The organism is Rhodococcus sp. KRD175, from assembly GCF_017168275.1.
GTDB classification, from domain to species: Bacteria; Actinomycetota; Actinomycetes; order Mycobacteriales; family Mycobacteriaceae; genus Rhodococcoides; species Rhodococcoides fascians.
On the sequence record NZ_JABFAQ010000005.1, the window covers coordinates 208,341 to 229,804 of the forward strand.

Sequence of the window (21,464 nt, forward strand, 5' to 3'; positions counted from 1 at the left end):
TTCTGCGGTGACCGACTACTCTGCCGATCTGCATCTCGCCCTCCGGCTCGCCGACGAAGCCGACGTCATCACTCGTGGACGATTCCTCGCCATGGACCTGACGGTGGACTCGAAGCCGGATCTCACACCGGTCAGCGACGCAGACCTGGCCGTGGAAACGATGATTCGGGCGGAGCTCGGTTCGGAGCGTCCCGACGATGCTCTGCTCGGCGAGGAGTTCGGTGGCACGGCTACGTTCAGCGGCCGCCAATGGGTCGTCGATCCGATCGACGGCACCAAGAACTTCGTGCGCGGCGTACCCGTGTGGGCAACGCTGATCGCGCTGCTCGAGGACGGCGTCCCCGCAGTCGGAGTGGTCAGCGCCCCGGCGCTGCATCGCCGATGGTGGGCCGCCGACCAGCTGGGATCGTGGACGAGCGTCGGCGACGAAACCGCCCGTCGAATCAACGTGTCGAAAGTCGACTCACTTTCCGCGTCGAGTCTGAGCTTCTCCAGCCTGTCCGGCTGGGCCGACCTCGGAACGAGAGACCGCTTCATCGGACTGACCGATGACGTGTGGCGAGTCCGCGCCTACGGCGACTTCTTCTCCTACTGCCTGCTCGCCGAAGGAGCCCTCGACATCGCCGCCGAGCCGGAGGTCTCCCTGTGGGATCTGGCGGCACTCGATGTTCTGGTGCGCGAGGCGGGCGGGACGTTCACCTCGCTCGATGGACGCGTCGGGCCGCACGGCGGGAGCGCGGTAGCCACGAACGGGCTGCTGCACCAGGACATCCTCGGCCGCCTCTCCCCCGCTGTGTGATTCGGTCGGCACTCACCGGAGACGGACCGTGAGAGCAGCGCGGAGTCAGAGGGCTGCGGCCAGGACCAGGGCCAGGAGCGGAGTGATTCCCTGCACGAACGCGGGCCGGAAGTACTTCGTTCCGCCGGTGGCGAGCACCAGAGCCGCGCCGACGATGCTGGCGCATGCGAAGTAGACGATCGCGTCGCCGGCCGAACCGCCCACGATGAGGCCGACCACGATGCCGATGCCGAGAAACAGGTTGTAGAACCCCTGATTGAAGGCCATCGGTTTGGTGATGTCTGCGTCGTTCTGACTGGCGACACCGAACTTCGCCCACACGGCCGGCTTGGACCAGAGCACGCTTTCCATGACGAAGATGACGACATGGAGTACCGCGGCGAGGGCGGCGAAGACCTGAGCTATCGGATGCACAGGAAACAGCCTGTCACATCGGTACGACGCAGGCTACGAAAGACCCGCCACGGTGTTGTGCGCCACCAGTACTTACTCGACAGTAGACAGCTAACTTACTCGGGAGTAAGATCTGTGAAGTCCGTGCCCGACGCCGAGGAACTGGTGATCATGAGCAAGCAAGACAGTGTGGTCGACGCGAAGGCCCCCAAGGTGCCCCGCGATACTTCTGCGGTTGGCCTCAACCCGTTCAAGAGAGATGCGATCGGAACCGCCATGCGCGTTCTGACGGCCATCACCGGGTCCGAACTGGCGGAGAAGTACAACCTCCGACAGACGATCGACCGCGTCACGTACGAGAGCACCAAAACCGGTTTCAAGACTCTCGGTGCCGCCAACCGTACGTTCGCCAAGGTCACCGGAGGCGGCAAGCCCAAGCGTCTCGACGACGGTGCCGCGAAAAACCTGAGCTACTTCGACCTGACGCCCGACGACGAGCAGCGCATGATCGTCGAAACGGTCAAGGAGTTCGCCGAGGAAATCCTCCGGCCGGCCGCCTTCGAGGCTGATCACAACGCCTCCTCGCCCGAGGACCTGGTTCGTCGCTCGGCCGAACTCGGCATCACGCTCATCAACGTTCCCGAGGAACTCGACGGTGCCGCCAGCGAGCGCGGTGCGGTCACCAATTCCCTCGTCGCCGAGGCTCTCGCCCACGGCGATATGGGCCTGGCCCTGCCGATCCTCGCGCCCAGCGGTGTCGCTGTCGCCCTCACTCAGTGGGGAACGGACGCGCAGCAGAAGACGTACCTTCCGGCATTCGTCGGCGAGAAGGTGCCGAACGCAGCAGTGGTCGTCAACGAGCCCCGCGCACTGTTCGATCCGTATGCGCTGCAGACCAAGGCGGTGCGCTCGCCCAGCGGATACAAGCTCAACGGAGTCAAGAGCCTCGTACCCGCGGCCGGCAGCTCGGAGCTGTTCGTCATCGCGGCGGAACTCGAAGGTCGCCCGACTTTTTTCATCGTCGAGTCCGACTCCAAGGGCCTCGTCGTCGAAGCGGATCCGAGCATGGGTCTGCGCGCCGCGGGCCTGGGTCGCCTGATCCTCACCGACGTGGCAGTGCCCGAGTCGGCTCTGCTCGGTGATGGTGACGCCGACCAGCGCGCCGCCGAGTACAGCGCCGCCATCGGTTTGGCCCGTCTGGGCTGGGCCTCCTTGGCCGTCGGTACGAGCCAGGCCGTACTCGACTACGTCGTTCCGTACGTCAACGAGCGCGTTGCGTTCGGCGAGCCGATCAGTAACCGCCAGGCCGTGGCCTTCATGGTCGCCAACATCGCCATCGAGCTCGACGGCATGCGGTTGGTCACGCTGCGTGGCGCGTCTCGCGCCGAGCAGGGACTGTCGTTCACTCGTGAATCGGCCCTCGCACGCCGACTCGCGTCCGAGAAGGGAATGCAGATCGGCTCCGACGGTGTGCAGTTGCTCGGTGGACACGGCTTCACCAAGGAACATCCGGTCGAGCGCTGGTACCGCGATCTACGGTCCGTCGGCGTCGCCGAAGGCATCGTTCTCATCTAGCTCGCCGACCCGAATTCCATGGCACTCACCCAAGGACACACACGATGATCAATCTTGAACTTCCCAAGAAGCTTCGGGCGCAGGCGAATCAGGCTCACCAGGTCGCTGCCGAGATCTTCCGCCCCATCTCCCGCAAGTACGACCTCGCCGAGCACGAGTACCCGGTGGAACTCGACACCATGGCGTCCATGGTCGAAGGCATGTCCGACGCCGGTGGCGAAATCGGCGGAGCCGCTGGTGGCCGCGAGAAGGACAGCGAGTCGGCCAAGCCCAGCAAGACAGCCAACTCCAACGGCGGCAACATGTCCGCTCTGGTGAACGTCATCGAAACCTGCTGGGGCGACGTCGGCCTCACGCTGTCGATCCCGTACCAGGGACTCGGCAACTCGGCCATCGCCGCGGTTTCCACCGACGAGCAGCTCGAGCGCTTCGGCAAGGTGTGGGCTTCGATGGCCATCACCGAGCCCAGCTTCGGCTCGGACTCCGCGGCAGTCACCACCACCGCTGTCCTCGACGGCGACGAGTGGGTGCTCAACGGCGAGAAGATCTACGTCACCGCCGGTGAGCGTTCCACCCACATCGTGGTGTGGGCAACGGTCGACAAGTCTCTCGGCCGCGCGGCCATCAAGTCGTTCGTCGTCCCGCGTGACGCTCCGGGCCTGTCCGTTGCCCGCCTCGAGCACAAGCTGGGCATCAAGGCCTCCGACACCGCAGCCCTGCTGCTCGAGGATTGCCGCATCCCGAAGGACAACCTGCTCGGCACCGCCGAGGTCAACGTCGAAAAGGGCTTCGCGGGCGTCATGCAGACGTTCGACAACACTCGCCCTCTGGTTGCTGGAATGGCGATCGGCGTCGCCCGTGCCGCACTCGAGGAGTTGCGGTCCATCCTGGTCGATGCCGGAGTCGACATCTCGTACGAGACTCCCGCCTACAACCAGCACGCGGCGGCCGCCGAATTCCTGCGACTCGAAGCAGACTGGGAAGCCGCGCACCTGCTCGCACTGCGCGCGGCATGGATGGCAGACAACAAGGAGCCCAACTCGCTGCAGGCGTCGATGTCGAAGGCGAAGGCCGGACGCTCCGCAGTGGACATCACCCTCAAAGCAGTCGAGTTGGCCGGTACCTACGGCTACTCCGAGCGCCCGCTGCTCGAGAAGTGGAGCCGTGACTCCAAGATTCTCGACATCTTCGAGGGCACGCAGCAGATCCAGCAGCTGATCGTTGCCCGTCGCGTACTGGGAAAGTCCTCGGCCGAGCTGAAGTAAGCAGTGGCTCGTCATCGAGTCGGCACGTGGTCGACAAGCGGCACCGGACTGTGCGTCCGGTGCCGCTTTCGTGCGCTTGGAAGAAATGTCGAGGGTCGGTGTCGATATCGTGATGTCTCGATCGTCGTCTTCGTGTACGGCGAATCGCGCCGCGACACCGAGGTACCGAGCCAAGGAGCGCACCATGAAGTACATCCTGTTGATCAACGCCGACACCTCCCCCGGTGCTGCACCCGGCTGCAGCAGTGTGGAGGACTGGATGACGTACGAGAAGGAACTGAAGGAGGCCGGCGTCTACGTTGCCGGGCACGCGCTGGCCGACTTGACCACTGCTACCGCGGTACGCGTCGATCCGAGCACGGGCGAACGGACCGTCACGGACGGCCCGTATGCCGAGTCGCACGAGGTACTCGGGGGTTACGACGTCATCGACGTTCCCGACCTCGATGCCGCGCTCGAGTGGGCGGCCCGCTGCCCCGGCTCTAAGGACGGCGGCACCGTCGTCGTGCGCCCGCTCGCAGAATTCTGACGCGCGGGATCGTTCGGTGAGCAAGGTCGACGTCAGTCGAACGATCGCATCGGTCTTCCGTGCCGAGCGCTCAATGCTGCTCGCGTCGTTGGTGCAGCGCTACCGTGACCTCGACCTCGCGGAGGAGGTGACGTCGGATGCCATCGAGGCGGCCCTGAAGCATTGGCCGATCGATGGCATACCGGCCAAGCCAGGGGCCTGGTTGCTCACCACAGCCCGGCGCAAGGCAGTCGACCGCCTTCGACGCGATGAGACACTGGCTGCGAAAATGGCCGTACTACAGATCGACTCGGACCGCGACAACCCGTCCGGCTCGAATGCGCTCGACGATCGTGTGCCCGACGATCGCCTCCAGCTGTTCTTCACGTGCTCCCACCCGGCTCTTGCTGCCCAGGACCGACTCGCCCTGACGCTGAGGTGTCTCGCGGGTCTGTCCACAGCAGAGGTGGCGCGCGCACTGCTCATCCCTCCTGCCACGGCGGCACAGCGAATAGTGCGGGCCAAGAACAAGATTCGCACGGCTCGCATTCCGTTTCGCGTTCCAGGACCGGACGAGCTCGCGGAAAGAGTGCCGATGGTGCTCGAGGTCGTCTACTCCATCTTCACCGAGGGGTACTCGGCGACATCCGGCGATGGAGTCGGACGCGTCGATCTCTCAGACGAAGCGATCGGTATGGGCAGAGTTCTGCACGCGGCTCTGCCGGGCACGTCCGAGGTGACGGGCTTGCTGGCGCTGATGTTGCTGACCGACGCCAGACGCCGCGCCCGGATCGACGAACACGGCGAGATCGTGCTGTTGGCCGATCAGGACCGGCGCGTATGGAATGCCGCGTTCATGGCCGAGGGATCGGAACTCGTGAGCGAGGCCCTGACCCGCGGGCCGGCCGGCCCGTACTCCGTTCAGGCCGCCATCGCGGCATTACACGACGAGGCTGCTGACGCCGCGGGCACGGACTGGCCTCAGATCGTGGCCCTGTACGACGTGTTGATGGCACTCACACCATCACCGGTCGTCGCGCTCAACCGGGCCGTCGGCGTCGCAATGACCGAAGGGCCCGAGGCCGGGCTCGAGTTGTTGGACGCCATCGCCGCTGAGCCGGTCCTGCGCCGGTACCACCCGTTCGCGATGGCGAAGGCCGATCTGCTGCACCGACTGGGCCGGATGGACGAGGCCGCCGTGCACTACCGGAAAGCACTGGATCTCGCGCGAACGGCACCCGAGAAGCGTTTGCTGGGAAGACGACTGGCCGAGGTTGCCGACGCACGGGATCAGGCGGACAGCACAGCATCCACCTGATCGGCCGTCAGCGGTCGGTCTGCGTACACCAATCGGATGGCCTCGGGATCGGGGTTGCCGATATCGGGTCCACGGGATACCAGCTTCAGGCCGGCGCGCTCTGCCACGCGAGCGGATGAGAGGTTGTGTTCGAGAAGATATGCCACGACCGGCATTTCGGGCCGAGTTCGGTACGCGCACTCGACTGCGGTTCGACACATTTCTGCGGCGTACCCCTTGCCCTGCGCGTCGGGATGGAGACGGTAGCCGAGATTCCAGAAGGCATTCTGTCGGATGGAACACCCGCCGTAGCCGCTGATCATGTCGCTGCCGTGCTCACGAACGATCCACGTACTCAATCCATCTCGGCGCCATTGCGCAGTCCAGTTCTGCACCATACGTTCGGTCGTACCGATATCGGTGTGCCGCAAGCTCGGAAAGTGTGTCCACGACTGCGGATCGCTGCAGATCTCGTACAACGCGTCGAGATCCGCATCTGCAGGCTCGTCGAGAACCAGTCGTGGGGTCTGCATTCGCACACCGGTGATCCTAGAGGGCTCGGGTCTGGTAGACCGGTGGTAGACGATCGAGCGAAGGGTGACAGTCATGGCCGAGTGGATCAAGAAGGTCGAAGAGAACGCCAAGGGCCTCATCGCAGAGGCAGAACAGGAACTGACGGCTCTCGAGGGCGCGGACACCGTCGACCTCACCGCAGACGAGCCGGAGGATGCTGCGACCACCGACGACGACGATGACATCGTCACCAGCGACGATGCACGGGAGCAGGTCTCGGACTGACGTCGGTGCCCGACCCCTCCGTGTCCGGTCGGAGCACTTGGTCCACCACGACGCACGACTGGTCGATGGACGTCGATCGAGATCACCTCTCGCACATCAGAAGCCGCCCCGGTGAGTACGCGCCGGGTGGAGTGCTGCACCTAATTCTCGAAGTCCTCGCGTATGCGGTGGACGAAGCCGAGGATCAGGGAGGCGGTCACGCGACCATCACGTTCGACTCGGACGGCACGATCGATGTAACGGACCTCGGACGAGGTACCGACACACGGTTCGACCGCGGACTCGCAATTCGCAAGCCCGTTGTGAGCACTGCAGATGTTCGCTTCTTCGACCGGCTGGAGCCAGTGCTGTTGGCGGACGGACATGCCCGCCGCGGAATGTCGACTGTCGCAGCGCTGTCGGAGGTGCTCGAGCACACCAACCGTCGCAGTGAGGGCTCGTGGACCCGCCGATACCAGCACGGGTTGCCCGTCACCGAATTGGTGTCGACTGCCCCTACGGATCGGACCGGTACCACGATCCGGTTTCGTCCCGATACCTCACTGCTCGCCGCAGATCAGCTGAGGCCGCACGATCTTCGTGCTCTGGTCGTCGACACCCAGTCCTTCACGGTCACGGTTCTATAGATCTACTCGAACACGTACCAGCAGATGCTGTTTCTCCTGTGCTGGTCCTCCAACACCAGAGCCCGCACGCTGTCCGGCAGCTGTTCCCTCTGCCACTCATTTTCCGCATACGCCGCGGCGGTTGCGCTCGACGACGGTGCCGCAGCTCGAACTGCCTTGATGGCGTATGCCGCTGCTCCGAGGTCGTGTTCGGCCACGTGCGCCACGCATGCGGCCTGACCTGCGGCGTAGGCGGCGAATCGAGCCGCTCCGCGAAGGGGACGCGCTGCGCCCACCGCGTGTCCGCCGAGGGCGCGGGTCTCCATCATCGGCAGCTCACCGCGTACCCACGCGCCGATCCCGTCGATGGCTTCCCGCGGTCTGGCGTCCGACGGAACCGAGCTCTCGAACAGGGGCAGCACGTGTTCGGCACAGGCAGCAGCCCAGAGTGCCAGGGCCCGATGATCGTCATCGGACAGCAGTCCCCCGCGCCGGGCCGTGACGAGCCGGGGATCTCGAACAGCGGGCAGGATCATCCTCGGTCGCCCTCTTCGCACGGGCATCGGGCAGTCCAATGTGATTGCACGGTGGCTATCAGAGCACAAAAAAGCCCGAGACCGTGTGGCCTCGGGCTTTTTCGAGTGGTAGCGGGGACAGGATTTGAACCTGCGACCTCTGGGTTATGAGCCCAGCGAGCTACCGAGCTGCTCCACCCCGCGTTGCATCTACGAAGTTACCCCTGCGTGTACGACGAATGCAAATCACGTGACCACGGGGTGCTCGGTCCAGTCGATCAGGCTCGACGCGCGGCCGAGCCGACCCGAACAGCACGTTCGCAGCCCCTCGAAATAGTGCTCCGGGTCTCTTTTCTTGCGTGTTTCGAGTCACATAACGGTCGGGTCACGAAGGTGAAACATTCCCGCCACAATGCGGCTCGAGCTGCACGAACAGGGGGCGCGATCCCACTATGTGGACGGGTCGCATCCCATATCCGCTCAGTGACGGTGAGTGAATCCTCGACTACCTTCACGGACGGCCCTAAACCGCTGGGCTTGCACCACCCCGCCGCTTCTTTCGCTCTGCCCCGCGGGTGTGGTCCCCAATACGTACGGGGGCAGAGCCGCGACGATACGAAGTGCCTGGTCGTCATCGCCATCACCACCGGCGTAACGATTCGCAGGCCAGTCGCGCCAGTCGAGCGCGGAGAGGATTCACCCCGCATGACCACTCAGAACAACTTCGGTAAGCGCGCACTCGGATTGGCCGCCATCGCCGGCGCAGCCGTCGCCATTCCGCTCGGCGTTTCTGCCGGAACCGCCAACGCAGCCCCCCACAACTGGGACGGCGTCGCACAGTGCGAGAGCGGTGGCAACTGGAACATCAACACCGGAAACGGCTACTACGGTGGCCTGCAGTTCTCGCAGAGCACCTGGACGGCCAACGGCGGAACCGGATCACCCGCCAACGCCTCCAAGGCCGAGCAGATCCGCGTCGCGGAAAATACTCTGCAGAGCCAGGGACCGGGCGCATGGCCCGTCTGTGGTCAGCAGCTGACCACCGGAACCTCGGCAGCCGAGCCCGAAGCGGCACCGGCACCGGCTCCTCAGGCAGCACCGGCACCGGCCCCCGCGCCTGCCGTCGCACCCGAGGTCGCAGCAGCTACACAGGCCGCTCAGGGCGCATTCGATGCAGCATCCAAGCTCGCCGACCAGTACGGCCTGAGCACCCAGTTCCAGCACTTCGCTGCTGCGAACGCTCCAGTGCTCGCACCCATCGGACGCTGATTCACCGGTAGTTCGCTAAAACTGCCTCGTTCCGCTCGCCGCGATGCCCAGCGCATCCGGTGTAGCGAACAACGACAGAGCCGCCTCACCGATTCGGTGAGGCGGCTCTGTCGTTTCTGTCAGCCCGGTGAAACCGTGCCGATCAGCTACCGGCCCGGTTGTACGCGTCGACAGCCGTCTGCAGGTTCTCCAGCGCGGTGCCGAGCTGCGCCAGGTTGCCGCTCTGCTGTGCAGTCCGCACGGCGGAGAGTGCGTCGTTCAACCCGGTGACAGCGGCGTCCCTGGTGGTCGACCCACCGGTGGACGGAGCCGGATTTGCCGGCGTCGAACCGCCCTCGGACGGGGTCGTCTCGGGTACGGCACCCGGCTGGGTACTGCCGTCGGTCTCCCCCGGCGCCGTGACGGTCCGTCCGGCACCGGCCCCGAACACCTGCTCGATGGCCTCGGGCAGCGTGGCGGCGTAACCGACACGACCCTCGTACGAGACCAACACCCGGATCAACTGCGGATACGCCGACGCCTCGTTGGTGCGCGAGGCGTACACCGGCTCCACATAGATCAGACCGCCGTTGCCCACAGGCAGGGTCAGAAGATTGCCGAACTCGACAGTGTTCTCCCGGCGCACGATGCCGAGGCTTTCGGAGACATCCGTCGTGGTCGTCATCTGGTTCTGTACCTGATTCGGGCCCTGAGTGGACGTATCGGTCGGCAGCCTCAGCACGGTGATCTTGCCGTAGTTCTCCGGATCCGAATCCGCGCTGACATACGCGCCCAGCACTTCTCGGCGATACCCCACCAGCGCACTGGTCAGCTGGAACGAGGCCTGGTTCTCCTCGTTGGAGATATCGGACGCGACGACGTAGTACGGAGGCTGCTTGGCGGCAGTGTTCTCCGCGGTCGGGTCGGTCGGAACCTCCCAGAACGCGTTGTTGGTGAAGAACTCTCGCGGATCGTTGACGTGGTATTTCGTCAGCAGTTCACGCTGAACCTTGAACAGGTCCTCCGGGTACCGGAAGTGATCCCGCAGTTCCGGAGACACCTCGCTCTTCGGAATGACCGTTCCGGGGAACACGCCTTCCCATGCCTTGAGCACCGGATCGTTCTCGTCCTGCTCGTACAGCTTGACAGTGCCGTCGTAAGCGTCGACGGTGGCCTTGACCGAGTTCCGGATGTACGAGACTTCCCGGCTCGGCAGTGCGCGCGTCGTCGTCGACTCGATGCTGTCGGCAGTGGCATCCTCGAGCGACATCCGCTGGGCATACGGGAAGTTGTCCAGCGTTGTGTAGCCGTCGATGATCCAGACGAGCTTGCCGTCGACGATCGCCGGGTACGTCGAACCGTCGGTGGTGAGCCAGGGCGCGACCTTCTGCACACGGTCTCGGGGATCACGGTTGAACAGAATCTTCGATTCGTCACCGATCACACTCGAGAACAGGATGTTGCGCTCGGCGTACTTGCTCGCGAACACGAGTCGGTTGAAGAAGTTGCCGACGTCGACACCCGCTGCACCGGTGTAGGAGTAGCTCTTGCTGTCCGTGTCGTACTCACGGGGTTCGCCGGCCGAGCCGACGATGGAGTAGTCGGCGTCGGAATTCGCGATGACCGGGCCGAAGTAGATGCGCGGCTGATCGAGGTCACCTGGGCCGTCCTTACGCACGGTTCCCTCGGCGTTGTTCTCGATCCAGTTCACCTGGTAGTTGGGATAACCACCACGCCCGCCGCTGGACTCGTCGGCGACAGCCTCGTCGACGGAGTTTGCAGGAGCAGCAACGAAGCCGTTTCCGTGCGTGAACACGGTGTGGCGGTTGATCCAGTCACGCTGGTTCGCGTCGAGAGTCTGCGGTGAGATCTCACGCGCGGCGACGACGTAGTCGCGGAGGTTGCCGTCCGCGTCCGGGTAGCGGTCGACGGCCAGTGTGTCGGGGAATCCGTAGAAGTTACGGATCTGACGCTGCTGAGTGAACGTCGGCGCAAGGATGTTCGGATCGAGCAACCGGATGTTCGACATCGTGGCCGACTCCGATGCCACTTCGCTCGGGCTCAACGACGCTTCACCCGAATAGTCGCGGTACGAGACCACGTCATCGGTCAATCCGTACGCAGATCTCGTTGCCGCGATGTTGCGCTCGATGTACGTGCTCTCCTTGTCGGCCGCGTTCGGACGAACCGAGAACTGCTCCATCACCAGCGGCCAGACGGCACCGATCAGGATCGACGACAACACCAACAGCGCTGTGGCCAAGGCGGGGATTCTGAGGTCACGAAGGAAGATGGCCGCAAAGAAGGCAATCGCGCAGATGACAGCAATAGCCAACAGAATCAGCTTGGCCGGCAGCACCGCATTGATGTCGGTGAAGCTGGCACCGGTGAACGTCGGCTCCTTGCGACTGCTCGACAACAGCGTGTATCGATCGAACCAGTAGGCGATTGCCTTGAGCAGGACGAAGGTGCCGGCCAGCACAGCGAGCTGAATCCGCGCCGCGCGAGTGAGCGCTCCTTCTCGGCCGGCGAGACGAATACCGCCGAAGACGTAGTGCGTCACCAGATTTGCGAAGAATGCGACCAGGATGGCAACGAACAGCCAGTTCAGGATGAAGCGGTAGAACGGCAGATCGAACGAGTAGAACCCGACGTCCAGGCCGAACTGCGGGTCGGTCTGGCCGAAGTCGCCGCCATGCAGGAACAGCTGCACGGTGACCCAGTTCGTCTGCGCGATCATGCCGGACAGGAAGCCGAACACGACCGGGATTCCGATGCCGAACAACCGCAATCGACTCATCACCGTGGTGCGGTATCGAGCGATCGGATCGTTGGGTCCGGCCACCGGAACGAACACCGGGCGATTGCGGTACGCGACGACCAGCGCGCCGAAGACGATGAGCCCGACGACGACCGAGACGACGAGGAAGATCACCAACCGGGTCAACAGAGTGGTGGTGTAGACGCCGCGGAAGTCGACTTCTCCGAACCACAACCAGTTCGTGTAGATATCGATCAACCGCGGACCGATGAGCAGCAAAGCTGCTACTACCAAGGCCAATACGAGCAAGATCCGGCTTCGCCGCGACAACGACGGCATACCGGTGGGGGGCCTCATGCCCACGTGCCACACTCCAACTTCGGGCGACGCCGATGGCGCCGCAGATGACTGTCACGGCGCACCTCGCGTGCGCCGCATGTCCGTTTCGCCCTACTGTACGTACGTTGATCCTACGGCTGTGACGCCCGTACTGCGGCCCCGCCGGACCGCAGGTCAGGAGCATCGACATTCGTGGAACCGTTCGGATGCGAGGATAGTGCGGTGAGCAACGACAGTGACGGACTGCCCGGCCAGGAACATTTCGGAGACGACTTCGACCCCGAGTCGGGCGGACCCGGCGTCGCCGAGGCATTGGCTCGGTGCGCGCGTGAGGTGGCGGACTTCGTCGACGCGGGCGGGTGGGGCCAATCGCCCCAGATGTTCGCGCTGGTGCCCACCGCTGCCCTCGCCGCGGCAGAACCCGGCCTGCTCGACGATCTGGCGGACGGTGCTGCACTCACACCGATCCAGCAGCATTCGTTGCCCGAGGACATCACCGGCGGCTCCCCCGCCCTCGACGAATTCCTCGCCACGTCGACGTGGCCTGAGGGCGTCGTGGGATGCGCACTCGTCCAAGAGATCGTCGTACTCCCCCCGGCGGCGGAGTCGGCACTCGACGATGCGCTGATGCCGCTTCTCGCAGATCCCGACGCGGCCGACAACGCGGCGCGATCGGCCGCGGAGAACCATCCTGAGAAGCGTGACGCGCGGCTGATCGTGGCAGTGCTCAAGGACGGGCCGTCGTTGACGTTGTTGCAACTGCATCCGGACGAGGACGCCGATCCGTTCGCTCCCATCGACCTACGCATCGCCGAGGACCTGGCACCCAACATCGTCCACGGTCTGTACGCGACGTTCGATGTGGTCGACGACGAATAAATACGACCGAGCGGGTCAGCTACACGTCGGAACGTCTTCGCCCGACCCGATCGCTCGGAGCGAGTCGATCGCGTTGTCCAGCGATTCGACTCGCACCAAGCGCAGACCGTCGGGCACATTCTGTTGCGCCTCACCACAATTGGCGTCGGGCACCAGGAACGTCGTGGCCCCTGCCTCACGAGCTGCTATCAGCTTGTAGGGAATACCGCCGATTGGGCCGACCGTTCCCGCTGCGTCGATCGTGCCGGTTCCCGCCACGAATTCGCCGTTGCTCAGCTCGCCGGGACTCAGTTTGTCCACCACCGCGAGGCTGAACATCAAGCCAGCGGACGGACCACCGACGTCGGCGAGATTGAACTTCACGTCGAACGGAACGTCGGGCTGCTCCTCGGGCGTCACACCGAGATATCCCTTGGACGGATCGTCCGGCCTGGCCCCGAGCACAACGGAACCCGTACGAGGGGCACCATCACGCACGTAGTCGATGTCGAGCGAATCGCCGGGTGCCTTGGCGCTGACGGCCTCGCGAACCGCGCCGGCCGTCGAGACGGGGGTGCCGCCCACCGCAACCAGAGTGTCTCCGATGTTCAGCACGCCTGCGGCGGGGCCGTCCTGGGCCACGCTCGTCACCGACAGCGACACCGGGAGGTCGAGGTGATGCAGAGCGGCGAGTTCGGCACTGGATTCCGATTGCTCGAAATCGGCCTGATTACCTTCCTGCACTTCCTCTTTCGACTTGTCCGGTGGGTACACCTCCTCACGAGGCACCAGTCCCTGACGCCCACTGGCCCAGAACCCGAGAGCCTCGAAAAGATTGAGCTGATCCCGCACGGCCACCGTCGTCATGTTCAGATGGCCTGCGGTGGGGTCGACGTCGGTGCCGTCGATCTGGACTACGGGCACGCCGTCGACGTCGCCGAGAGTGTTGTAGGTCGGCCCGGGGCCGAGTGCCGCGAACGGAACGGTGACGACCGAGCCGGTGACGCCCAGCACCACGACCGGTACCAGCGCTGCGACGAGTGTGGCGATCCTTCGGTTCACTCGGTAGACACTAGATCCGAACGTGCGGCGGCGTGGATACCGCCCCTGCCGGAGCGCGACGCACGATGCGACGAAGCCGTTCTGTTCGCCGTCAGCGTGACGATCTTTCGCGCTCCGAGTGCTCATGGCTTGTACCGTTGAGCCATGAGCAATTTTGGTTTCGGTGCTTCCGACGACGACCCGGACAAGAAGAAGGATCCGGACGGGTCGGGTAACCCCGCCGGTTTCGGGTTCGGGGCCGAGGGCTTCGACCCTGCACAACTGGGCCAGATGCTCACCCAGTTCGGCCAGATGCTCAGCGGCATGGGTGCCGCGGGGTCGGGCGGATCGTCGGCCGGACCGGTCAATTACGACCTCGCCAAGCAATTGGCCCGACAGCAGATGGGCGATTTCAGCCCGGTGTCGGCCGGGGAGCGTGAGGCCATCACCGAGGCCGCGCACCTCGCCGAGCTCTGGCTGGACGGTGCCACCACATTGCCTGCCGGTGCCACCAAGACTGCAGCGTGGACGCCGGTCGACTGGCTGGACAACACCATCGACACCTGGAAGCGGCTGTGCGATCCGGTCGCCGAGCAGATTTCGGGCATGTGGACCTCGGGGTTGCCGCCGGAGGCTCAGCAGATGGCCGGACCGATGATGGGCATGCTGACCCAGATGGGCGGAATGGCGTTCGGCTCGCAACTCGGTCAGGCACTGGGCCAACTGTCGAAGGAAGTTCTCACCTCCACCGACATCGGTCTCCCGCTCGGCCCGTCGGGCACCGCCGCGTTGCTACCGTCGGCGATCGCGTCGTTCAGCGAAGGCCTCGAACAGCCCGAGCGTGAGGTGCTGGTGTTCCTGGCCGCTCGCGAGGCTGCACACCAGCGGCTGTACAGCCATGTCCCGTGGCTGCGCCAGCGGGTTCTCGCCACTGTCGAGGAATATGCTCGCGGCATCCGCATGGATTTCTCGGCAATCGAGGAAGCCGCTGCAGGGCTCGACCCGTCGGCGCTGACGGATCCGTCGAAGATCGAAGCGCTGCTGCAGCAGGGTTCGTTCGAGCCGCAGACCACACCCGAGCAGAAGCACGCTCTCGAACGTCTCGAAACGTTGCTGGCGCTGGTGGAGGGCTGGGTGGAGACCGTGGTCACGGCCGCACTCGGCGACCGTCTCCCCGGCGCGGTTGCCCTCGCCGAGACCATTCGCCGTCGCCGCGCCTCCGGCGGCCCGGCAGAGCAGACGTTCGCGACGTTGGTCGGTCTCGAGTTGCGTCCCCGCAAGGTGCGCGAGGCCGCGGATCTGTGGCGCCAACTACTGGCCGCCGCGGACGTGGAGGGCCGCGACGGGGTGTGGGCACACCCGGATCTCCTGCCCGACGCATCCGACCTGGACAATCCGGCGGCGTTCATCGACCGAGTCGTCGGCGGCGGCACCTCCAGCTTCGACGACCCCATCGCGCAACTCGAGGCGATGGAGGCAAAGGAGGCCGCCGAACGAGCGGAACACGGCACGGACGACGCCTCGGAGGACGGCGACGACCATCCGGACAAGGGCTCTTCCACACCCTGAACCCGGACGGCGCACACCAATGCCGTCGGTCCCGTCGAACGCCTGCTCGAAGCCCATTTTCCCCTGTGGATAACGTGCTCCGAGCGGGCGTTTGCCGTCGGACCGAGTGTCACAGTGTGGTTCATGATCACATCGACCGTTCGACTCGATCCCGCGGTGGCCATCCTGCCGCGACGGGACGGAACCGTTCAATTGGGGTGGAGCCCCGAGACCAGCGTCGTCGTCACTCCCCCTCCCGGTGCGGAACCGGGCTCGATACTCGAGATCCTGCGGCTTCTCGCGGCAGGACGTTCCCGGCCTCACATCGTCTGTCACGCAATGACGTTGGGTTTGTCCGCGAACCGAGTGTCGTCGATGCTGGCCGAATTGGACGATTCGGGCCTGCTCGTACACGGCACGAGTGGCCCGGCGTCGAGCAACGCGGACGCTCCGTCGAGTGAACTGCGCGACATTCGTTCCGTGCATCTCGTGGGCCGCGGGCCGCTCTCGGATGCGCTGACCGCCGGGTTGCGGCGCACCAGTGTCGCGGTGACCAGAACGAGCCTGACCCCGACACGCTATCCGCACCTCGCCGTGAACTCGTGGCAGTACGACGTGGTCGTGCTCACCGACGACCTCGTCGCCGAGCCTCGCCTGGTGACCGATCTGGTGCGGAAAAGGATCCCGCACCTGCAGGTGCGACTGCGGGACGGGAAAGGAATCGTCGGCCCGTTCGTGGTGCCCGGACAGACGAGTTGCCTGCGCTGCGCCGATCTCACCCGCTGTGATCTCGACCCGGAGTGGCCGCACCTGTCCGCACATCTGCTCGGCACGGTGGGCCAGGCGAGTACCGCCACGGTGTTGGCCACGGCGGCGTTCGCGTTCGCGCAACTCGAGACCCTCATCGATCGCACGGACGGAACGATGCCCGAAACCACCGACTGCACGATGGAGCTGAGTTTCGCGGCAACCGGTACGTCCGTGCACAAAAGACAGTGGACGCGACATCCGCATTGTGATTGCTGGTACTGACGACACGGTCACTGACCACCCGCCCACCTCGGCAGTCGAGGCCACGGTTTCACCGGTCCGAGCATTTGTCGGAAGGTTCAGCCATGATGGAGCTGTGTCAGACATACCGCGCCGTGGATCCACTCGTACCGCGAAACTAGCCAGCATTCCCCTGGGAATGGCCGGACGTGCCGCGATGGGCTTCGGAAAGAAGCTCGCCGGCGGAAACCGCGACGAGATCGACGCGGACATGGCCGCCAAAGCAGCCGAGCAACTCTTCTCCGTCCTCGGAGAGCTCAAAGGCGGGGCCATGAAGCTCGGTCAGATGCTGTCGGTGATGGAAGCCGCCGTCCCCGAGGAGTATTCGGAGCCCTACCGTGAGGCACTGACGAAGCTGCAGGCTCAGGGCCCGCCCATGCCGGCCAAGACAGTGCATCGCGTACTCGATCAACAACTGGGTACGGCGTGGCGATCACGGTTCGAGAGTTTCGACGACACCGCAATCGCCTCGGCCAGCATCGGCCAGGTCCACCGAGCCACGTGGGCGGACGGGCGCGACGTCGCGGTCAAGATCCAGTATCCGGGTGCGGACGACGCCTTGCGGTCGGACCTCAAGACTCTGTCTCGTTTCGCGAATCTGTTCAGCACGGTGCTCGCCGGTACGGACGTCAAGCCCGTGCTCGAAGAGCTGACGGCTCGCACCGAGGACGAGCTCGACTACCGCATCGAGGCAGCCAATCAGCGCGCCTTCAGCAAGGAATTCGCGGGCGATCCTCGGTTCGCGGTACCCAAGATCGTCGCCAGCGCCCCGAAAGTGGTTGTGAGCGAATGGATGACGGGCAGGCCCCTGGCCGATGTGATCGCGCACGGAACTGCGGACGAGCGTAATCGAGCCGGCGAACTACTCGCGCGGTTCGCGTTCGAGTCTCCCGCACGCGCGAAGTTGTTGCACGCGGACCCACATCCGGGAAACTTCATGATGCTCGACGACGGCCGAATGGGCGTCATCGATTTCGGGGCATGTGCTCCGATGCCCGACGGCCTGCCTCCGGTCCTCGGCCGGATGGTCGCACTCGCTCGTGACGACAAGTTCGACGAACTGGTCGAACTGTGCACCGAAAGTGGCTTCGTGGTGCCGGGTCGCACGGTGACGGAGAAGGAAATTGCCGATTACCTTCGCCCGTTCACAGACCCGATTCACACCGAGTCTTTTCACTTCACTCGGGCGTGGCTGCAGAAAGCGGCAGGCACCGCAGCCGATTTCAACAGCGCACAGTTCCGCACCGTTCGCTCGCTGAACATGCCGCCGGAGTACGTGATGATCTTCCGGGTACTGGGCGGCCTGGTGGGAATCTGCGCGCAGCTCGACGCCTATGCGCCGTACATGGCAATTCTGACGGAATGGTTGCCCGGCTTCACCGAGTGAATCACTCGGTGAAGCCGGACTTCCGGATCGAGCTTCATGCCGCGTTCTTACGTGGTCGTCCGCGAGGACGCTTGCGTGCGATGACAACACCCTGTTCCAGGATCTCGCCACCCCATACGCCCCATGGCTCGGCGCGATCCAATGCGGCGCTGAGGCAGGTTCGGCGGATGGGGCATTCGGCGCACAGCGCCTTGGCCTGCTCCAATTCGGCAGGGGTGTCGGCGAACCACATGTCGGGGTTCGCCGCTCGGCAAGGCACCGACAGCTCGATCTCCGCCGATTCGGCGAAACTTGTTGCTGCGTAGGTGCTTTCGGACTCTGGTCGGCATGTCGTCCGGATCGTGGCGGTTGACACGTCGGTCTCCTCTACTTTTCGTGCGGCGTCGTTATCGGTTCGAGGGGTAATGCGAACCATGTCGGCCTCACGCTCGGGTAGAGGATCTACCTGAACGACAAAGGCCACGGTCCGCGAGTGCGGGTCCGTGGCCTGGTGGGCAAATCGAAGCGTCTACCTACAGTGAAGTCGGTATCTGCTGTCGAACACGGACGCGCGTGGTGCGCGGTGACGTCGATGGGTGTACACAGCGGGTGCTGCCAACGCCAGGACGCCGGGGGCGGAATTCGACCCGAGGGCTTCCGATGCGGACTGGTGCATCGGGCCGAAAGCGGTGGGACGAATCCACGTCTGCGCAATTGAGCCGGCGGCTACGGCCGCAGCAGCGGGCGTACCGACCAGTGCATCGCCGAAGGGCGTTGCACCGCAGACAGGGCTGAGCACGACGGTTGCTCTTGCACCGGCGATGTCGAATGTATCGATCATGTTCTTCAGCTCCTGTTCTGGTCTCGTGGGCGGACTGGGCAGTGTGCGGTCTCCCGCGACACGAGAAACAGACTAAGCCCCCCGCCGAGATCTGCACAAGTTATTTTTGACCAGCAGTTTTACGGCATCTGTTCGACGGACGGTTACCGGTCGGAAGAGCGCACCACCGTGAGCACGTCCTCGCCGAAGCGCTCGAGCTTCTTGGCCCCGATTCCCGGTATCGCTACGAGCCCACGCTCGTCCTGCGGTTGCTGTTCCGCGATAGCAGTCAACGTGTTGTCACTGAACACGACATATGCGGGCACCTTGAGTTCACGAGACTTGTCCAAGCGCCACGACTTCAACGCGTCGAGCAGGGCGATGTCCACGTTGGACGGGCAGCTATCGCATCGTCCGAGCATCGTGGCCGACGTGCCGATCAGCGGCTTATCGCAGATTCTGCACTTGGGCCCGGACCTCTTGGCCGCGGGTGCCGCGATGCGCGACGCGGGCGAATCCTCGGGCACCAATCCGACGAGGAATCGGGAGCGGCGACGTGACTTGCGCCCACCCTCGTTACGGGCCAGGGCCCACGACAGGTGCAGGTGGACCCGCGCCCGGGTGACACCCACGTAGAGAAGGCGACGTTCCTCCTCGACGGCGGCCTCATTGTTCGCACTGGGATCGTTTCCGATCGCGTGAGATATCGGCAGTGTTCCGTCGGCAAGCCCGACGATGAACACTGCATCCCACTCGAGCCCCTTCGCCGCATGCAACGAGGCCAGCGTCACGCCCTGCACCGTCGGTGGATGCCGCGCCTCGGCGCGAGCCGCGAGTTCACCGAGAAGTGAGTCGAGGGTCAGTTCGGGGTCGTGCACCAGCAATTCCTCGGTGAGTTGCACGAGACCTCCCAGGGAGGCCCACTTCTCCCGCGCCTGCGCACCGGTCGGCTCGGTAGCGGTCAACCCCAGTGGAGCCAGCACGGCCCGAACCAGACCGGTCAGGCCGTCCCCGGAACGAGAACCGTCGGGTAGATCGTCTCGGCCAGCGGCCTGACGCAGTGCATTGACTCCCTGCCGCACTTCGGGTCGAGTGAAGAAACCCTCGCCGCCGCGAACCTGATAGGGAATCTTCAGCTCGGTCAGGGCCTGCTCGTGCGCCTCGGACTGTGCATTGATGCGGTACAGAATTGCGATCTCGGCAGGCTCGACGCCTTTCGAGATCAACCTCTTCACCGCGCGTGCCACTCCGTCCGCTTCGGCGGGCTCGTCGTCGTACTCGAAGAACTCCGGCTCCGGACCGGAATCACGCTGACCGATCAGCTGCAGCCGAGTGCCCGCAATGCGACCCCGCGCGGCACCGATCACGCGATTGGCCAACGACACGACCTCCGGTGTCGATCGGTAGTCACGTTCGAGACGGACAACCGTGGCCTCGGGATACTTGCGAGAGAAGTCGAGCAGGTAGCGAGGGGACGCTCCGGTGAACGAGTAGATCGTCTGATTCGCATCACCGACGACGGTGAGGTCGTCACGATCGCCCACCCAGGCGTCGAGAACCCGCTGTTGGAGCGGCGTCACGTCCTGATACTCGTCGACGACGAAGCAGCGATAGCGTTCGCGGAATTCGTCGGCCACCGAGGAGTGCTCTTCGAGCGCCGCGGCGGTGTGCAACAGCAGATCGTCGAAGTCGAGCAACATGCCGTCGCCGCCGCGAGATTTGAGTTCTTCGTAACCCGCGTACACCGCAGCGACCTTGGCTGCGTCCATGGGAACGTCGCGTCGGTTGCTCGCCGCTATGCGCGGGTAGTCCTCGGGGGCGATCAACGAGCCTTTCGCCCACTCGATCTCGCCCGCGAGGTCGCGGATGGCGTCGGTGGAGGTGGACACGCCGGCTCGGTTCGCCGCCTGCGAGACCACGGTGAACTTACGGTCGAGCAACTGCCACCCGGTGTCGCCGACGACCTGTGGCCAGAAATATTTGAGCTGGCGCATCGCGGCAGCGTGGAAGGTACGAGCCTGCACCGGAGGTCCCTCTCCCCCGACGCCGAGTTCTCGAAGACGGCCGCGCATCTCACCGGCCGCCCGCGCGGTGAAGGTGACCGCCAATACCTGGCCGGAGGACACGTGCCCCGCGGACACGAGATGCGCGATGCGTCGAGTGATCGTGCGAGTCTTGCCCGTTCCGGCCCCGGCGAGCACACAGACCGGACCACGAGGAGCCAGCACTGCCGCGGATTGCTCCGGATCGAGACCGGCAGTCATCGCGTCGTCAGCCATGGGTCCATTGTGTCAGTGCCTACCGACAGCGATGTCCGGGCCCGACGCCGCCGAGACTCGCCGAGACTCGCCGAGGCCGCCGTCACGGAACAATCACCTGCGCCCTGCTGTTGACTGTCTCCGTGACCACTACCGAGAACACCCCACAGACCCTGGCCGCGCTGACCGTCTACTCCACCACCTGGTGCGGGTACTGCCGCCGGCTCAAGACTCAGCTCGACGAGGCCGGAATCGCCTACTCCGAGATCGACATCGAGCAGAACCCCGAGTCCGCCGAGTTCGTCGGCAGCGTCAACAACGGAAACCACATCGTGCCCACCGTGCAGTTCGCGGACGGATCGACGGCAACCAACCCCAGTCTCGCCGAGGTCAAGCGCGCTCTGTCGCTCTGATCGAGCG

The 21,464-nt window shown here is 64.7% G+C and carries 21 protein-coding genes and 1 tRNA gene; 13 read left to right on the forward strand and 9 right to left on the reverse strand.

Going from position 1 to position 21,464, the window contains the following annotated elements; translation table 11 throughout:
- Positions 1-7: 7 nt before the first annotated feature.
- Positions 8-799: an inositol monophosphatase family protein gene (locus J1M81_RS09130; protein WP_206497952.1), complete on the forward strand. Its 792-nt coding sequence runs from the start codon at positions 8-10 to the stop codon at positions 797-799.
- A gap of 45 nt (positions 800-844) precedes the next feature.
- On the opposite strand, the gene J1M81_RS09135 is transcribed toward J1M81_RS09130, so the two are convergent.
- Positions 845-1,213 (reverse strand): DUF1304 domain-containing protein, encoded by a 369-nt coding sequence (locus J1M81_RS09135; RefSeq protein WP_206497953.1) that lies wholly within the window; start codon positions 1,211-1,213, stop codon positions 845-847.
- Positions 1,214-1,357: 144 nt separating this feature from the next.
- Here J1M81_RS09135 and J1M81_RS09140 point away from each other — a divergent pair, with 144 nt between their 5' ends.
- From J1M81_RS09140 to J1M81_RS09155, 4 genes are all read left to right on the forward strand, one after another.
- The gene (locus tag J1M81_RS09140) at positions 1,358-2,767 is read left to right on the forward strand and encodes an acyl-CoA dehydrogenase family protein (RefSeq protein WP_032366564.1); all 1,410 of its coding nucleotides are present in this window, start codon (positions 1,358-1,360) and stop codon (positions 2,765-2,767) included.
- Positions 2,768-2,811: 44 nt separating this feature from the next.
- A complete protein-coding gene (locus tag J1M81_RS09145; RefSeq protein WP_032366333.1) occupies positions 2,812-4,032 on the forward strand; it encodes an acyl-CoA dehydrogenase family protein in 1,221 nt (406 codons plus the stop codon).
- Between the two features lie 184 nt (positions 4,033-4,216).
- Complete coding sequence (locus tag J1M81_RS09150) at positions 4,217-4,561, forward strand: YciI family protein (RefSeq protein WP_027496565.1); 345 nt, start codon at positions 4,217-4,219, stop codon at positions 4,559-4,561.
- 16 nt (positions 4,562-4,577) lie between these two features.
- Positions 4,578-5,858 carry an RNA polymerase sigma factor gene (locus tag J1M81_RS09155; RefSeq protein ID WP_283348075.1) on the forward strand — a complete coding sequence of 427 codons (1,281 nt, stop codon included), beginning with the start codon at positions 4,578-4,580 and terminating at the stop codon, positions 5,856-5,858.
- On the opposite strand, the gene J1M81_RS09160 is transcribed toward J1M81_RS09155, so the two are convergent.
- On the reverse strand, positions 5,831-6,370 hold the full coding sequence (locus tag J1M81_RS09160) for a GNAT family N-acetyltransferase (RefSeq protein WP_094663228.1): 540 nt from the start codon (positions 6,368-6,370) through the stop codon (positions 5,831-5,833). The genes J1M81_RS09155 and J1M81_RS09160 overlap by 28 nt on opposite strands.
- A 73-nt stretch (positions 6,371-6,443) precedes the next feature.
- On the opposite strand from J1M81_RS09160, the gene J1M81_RS09165 reads away from it, so the two are divergent.
- The gene (locus tag J1M81_RS09165; protein WP_206498065.1) at positions 6,444-6,635 is read left to right on the forward strand and encodes a hypothetical protein; all 192 of its coding nucleotides are present in this window, start codon (positions 6,444-6,446) and stop codon (positions 6,633-6,635) included.
- Positions 6,636-6,640: 5 nt separating this feature from the next.
- On the forward strand, positions 6,641-7,261 hold the full coding sequence (locus J1M81_RS09170; protein WP_204879572.1) for a hypothetical protein: 621 nt from the start codon (positions 6,641-6,643) through the stop codon (positions 7,259-7,261).
- A gap of 2 nt (positions 7,262-7,263) precedes the next feature.
- Here the strand turns inward: J1M81_RS09170 and J1M81_RS09175 are convergent, their stop codons facing one another.
- Together J1M81_RS09175 and J1M81_RS09180 are read right to left on the reverse strand one after the other, a co-directional pair.
- The gene (locus J1M81_RS09175) at positions 7,264-7,776 is read right to left on the reverse strand and encodes a putative immunity protein (protein WP_206497955.1); all 513 of its coding nucleotides are present in this window, start codon (positions 7,774-7,776) and stop codon (positions 7,264-7,266) included.
- 106 nt (positions 7,777-7,882) lie between these two features.
- A tRNA-Met gene (locus J1M81_RS09180) sits at positions 7,883-7,959 on the reverse strand.
- A gap of 501 nt (positions 7,960-8,460) precedes the next feature.
- Here J1M81_RS09180 and J1M81_RS09185 point away from each other — a divergent pair.
- Positions 8,461-9,024: a transglycosylase family protein gene (locus J1M81_RS09185; protein WP_027496561.1), complete on the forward strand. Its 564-nt coding sequence runs from the start codon at positions 8,461-8,463 to the stop codon at positions 9,022-9,024.
- Between the two features lie 142 nt (positions 9,025-9,166).
- Here the strand turns inward: J1M81_RS09185 and J1M81_RS09190 are convergent, their stop codons facing one another.
- Entirely contained in the window at positions 9,167-12,127 is a 2,961-nt protein-coding gene (locus J1M81_RS09190; RefSeq protein ID WP_206497956.1) for a UPF0182 family protein, read from the reverse strand.
- A 288-nt stretch (positions 12,128-12,415) separates the two neighbouring features.
- On the opposite strand from J1M81_RS09190, the gene J1M81_RS09195 reads away from it, so the two are divergent.
- Complete coding sequence (locus tag J1M81_RS09195; RefSeq protein WP_094653128.1) at positions 12,416-12,982, forward strand: PPA1309 family protein; 567 nt, start codon at positions 12,416-12,418, stop codon at positions 12,980-12,982.
- A gap of 15 nt (positions 12,983-12,997) precedes the next feature.
- On the opposite strand, the gene J1M81_RS09200 is transcribed toward J1M81_RS09195, so the two are convergent.
- Complete coding sequence (locus J1M81_RS09200; protein ID WP_032387460.1) at positions 12,998-14,023, reverse strand: PDZ domain-containing protein; 1,026 nt, start codon at positions 14,021-14,023, stop codon at positions 12,998-13,000.
- Between the two features lie 144 nt (positions 14,024-14,167).
- Between J1M81_RS09200 and J1M81_RS09205 the strand changes: the two genes are divergently transcribed.
- From J1M81_RS09205 to J1M81_RS09215, 3 genes are all read left to right on the forward strand, one after another.
- Positions 14,168-15,571 carry a zinc-dependent metalloprotease gene (locus J1M81_RS09205; protein WP_032366328.1) on the forward strand — a complete coding sequence of 468 codons (1,404 nt, stop codon included), beginning with the start codon at positions 14,168-14,170 and terminating at the stop codon, positions 15,569-15,571.
- A gap of 123 nt (positions 15,572-15,694) precedes the next feature.
- Entirely contained in the window at positions 15,695-16,582 is an 888-nt protein-coding gene (locus J1M81_RS09210; protein WP_032372873.1) for a hypothetical protein, read from the forward strand.
- Between the two features lie 94 nt (positions 16,583-16,676).
- Positions 16,677-17,987, forward strand: a complete 1,311-nt coding sequence (locus J1M81_RS09215) for an AarF/ABC1/UbiB kinase family protein (protein WP_032366327.1) — start codon at positions 16,677-16,679, stop codon at positions 17,985-17,987.
- A gap of 34 nt (positions 17,988-18,021) precedes the next feature.
- Here J1M81_RS09215 and J1M81_RS26280 read toward each other — a convergent pair whose 3' ends face one another.
- From J1M81_RS26280 to J1M81_RS09230, 3 genes are all read right to left on the reverse strand, one after another.
- Positions 18,022-18,342: a WhiB family transcriptional regulator gene (locus J1M81_RS26280; protein WP_283348074.1), complete on the reverse strand. Its 321-nt coding sequence runs from the start codon at positions 18,340-18,342 to the stop codon at positions 18,022-18,024.
- A 153-nt stretch (positions 18,343-18,495) separates the two neighbouring features.
- Positions 18,496-18,807 (reverse strand): hypothetical protein, encoded by a 312-nt coding sequence (locus J1M81_RS09225; protein ID WP_206497957.1) that lies wholly within the window; start codon positions 18,805-18,807, stop codon positions 18,496-18,498.
- Positions 18,808-18,950: 143 nt separating this feature from the next.
- Entirely contained in the window at positions 18,951-21,065 is a 2,115-nt protein-coding gene (locus tag J1M81_RS09230) for an ATP-dependent DNA helicase UvrD2 (RefSeq protein WP_206497958.1), read from the reverse strand.
- Positions 21,066-21,187: 122 nt separating this feature from the next.
- On the opposite strand from J1M81_RS09230, the gene J1M81_RS09235 reads away from it, so the two are divergent.
- Positions 21,188-21,457, forward strand: coding sequence for a mycoredoxin (locus J1M81_RS09235; RefSeq protein ID WP_283348073.1), 270 nt, complete (start codon positions 21,188-21,190; stop codon positions 21,455-21,457).
- The last annotated feature ends 7 nt before the right edge of the window (positions 21,458-21,464 follow it).